This is a genomic window from Bradyrhizobium sp. UFLA01-814 (assembly GCF_046718885.1).
Lineage (GTDB): Bacteria > Pseudomonadota > Alphaproteobacteria > Rhizobiales > Xanthobacteraceae > Bradyrhizobium > Bradyrhizobium elkanii.
In genome coordinates this window covers 1-1,594 of record NZ_JAQOSR010000360.1, presented here as the reverse complement: position 1 = coordinate 1,594, position 1,594 = coordinate 1, and the positions used below count along the sequence as shown (strand labels likewise).

The window sequence follows — 1,594 nt, the reverse complement described above, 5'->3', positions numbered from 1 at the left end:
GGCTCAACATCCTGACCGGCTACACCGGTCTGATCTCGCTCGGCCATGTCGGCTTCCTCGTCACCGGCGCCTATGCCTATGCGGTGCTGGTTTCGAAGTACCACATGCCGCCGCTGGTCGGCTTCCTCGGCGCCGGCGTGGTTCCGGCGCTGGCGAGCCTGATCGTCGGCGCGCCGTCGCTGCGGCTCAAGGGACTTTACCTCGCCATCACCACGCTCGCCTTCTCCTTCATCATCAACACCGTGATCCTGGAGATGCGCTGGCTCACCAATGGCGCGCGCGGCATTCAGGTGCAGCGGCCCGAGGTCTTCGGCATCAGCTTCGACAGCGATGCCGCCTTCACCTATCTCTGCCTTGGCATCGCGGGGCTGACGCTGTTCGCCACCCTCAACATCCGCCGCAGCCGGGTCGGCCGCGCCTTCGTCGCGATCAGGGACAACGACACCGCGGCGCGCGTCATGGGCATCAACCTGCATGCCTACAAGCTGTTAGCCTTCATCACCTCGGCGTTCATCACCGGCATCGCCGGCGCGCTGTACGGCATCTACCTCTCCTACGTCAGCGTCGAGGGCTTTCCGTTCCTGCTTTCGATCGAGGCGCTGGCGATCCTGATCGTCGGCGGGCTCGGCTCCGCGCTCGGCGCGGCGCTCGGCACCATCCTGATCGTGCTGCTGCCGGAGGCGACACGGATCGTCTTCAGCCTGTTCAGCGCACAGATGGACGCGACCTTCACGACCGGCGCGCAGGAGCTGAAGAGCATGCTCTACGGCCTCGTCATCATCCTGTTCCTGCGCTTCCAGCCGAGGGGGCTGGTCGGCGCCTGGCACGACATCAGGCGGACCTGGGTGCATTGGCCGCTGCGCTACTAACAAAAAAACGCAACACCATGAGGAGGAAGCAATGATCAAACACCTGGCGGCGGCCTCGCTGCTGCTCACCACGGCCTGCCTTGCGGTCGGCCCGGCCGCTGCCGCCGATCCCGGGATCACCGACAGCGAGATCCTGATCGGCGACGTCGAGCCGCTGACCGGCCCGCCGGCGCTGCTCGGCGTCGCGGCCTCGATCGGCCACAAGATCGCGATCGCCGAAGCCAACGCCGCCGGCGGCATCAACGGCCGCAAGATCAAATATGTGCTGGAGGACGACGGCTACGTCACCGCGCGCACCATCCAGGGCGTCAAGAAGGTGATCGACGTCGACAAGGTCTTCGCGATGCTCGGCATCTCGGGCTCGGGCCAGTCGATCGCGGTGATGCCGGTGCTGGAGAAGTCCGGTATCCCGACCGTGATCGACGTCGCGCCGGTCAAATTCCTGTGGGAGCCGCCGCGCAAGAACGTGTTCGTGGTCGGCCAATCCTACGAGGAAGGCATCATCCACCTCGTCAACTTCCTCGCCGACAAGAACCCCGGCAAGAAATGGGGCCTGATCACCCAGGACGACGATTACGGCATCACCGTCCGCGACGGCTTCGATTCCGTGGTCAAGGCCAAGAAGCTGAACGTCGTCTACAGCGGCAACTACAAGAAAGGCCAGCAGGACTTCTCGTCCGACATGCTGCAGCTGAAGGATTCCGGCGCCGAGGTGTTCCTGGCCG

At 64.9% G+C, this 1,594-nt stretch carries 2 protein-coding genes; both read left to right on the top strand.

Translation table 11 applies throughout. The features are described from left to right. Positions 1 to 869: branched-chain amino acid ABC transporter permease (locus PMN64_RS42805; protein WP_411785111.1), on the top strand; the 869-nt coding region annotated here is incomplete at its 5' end. A gap of 31 nt (positions 870 to 900) precedes the next feature. Continuing rightward, a partial coding sequence (locus PMN64_RS42800) for an ABC transporter substrate-binding protein (RefSeq protein ID WP_411785110.1) occupies positions 901 to 1,594 on the top strand: 694 nt, incomplete at its 3' end.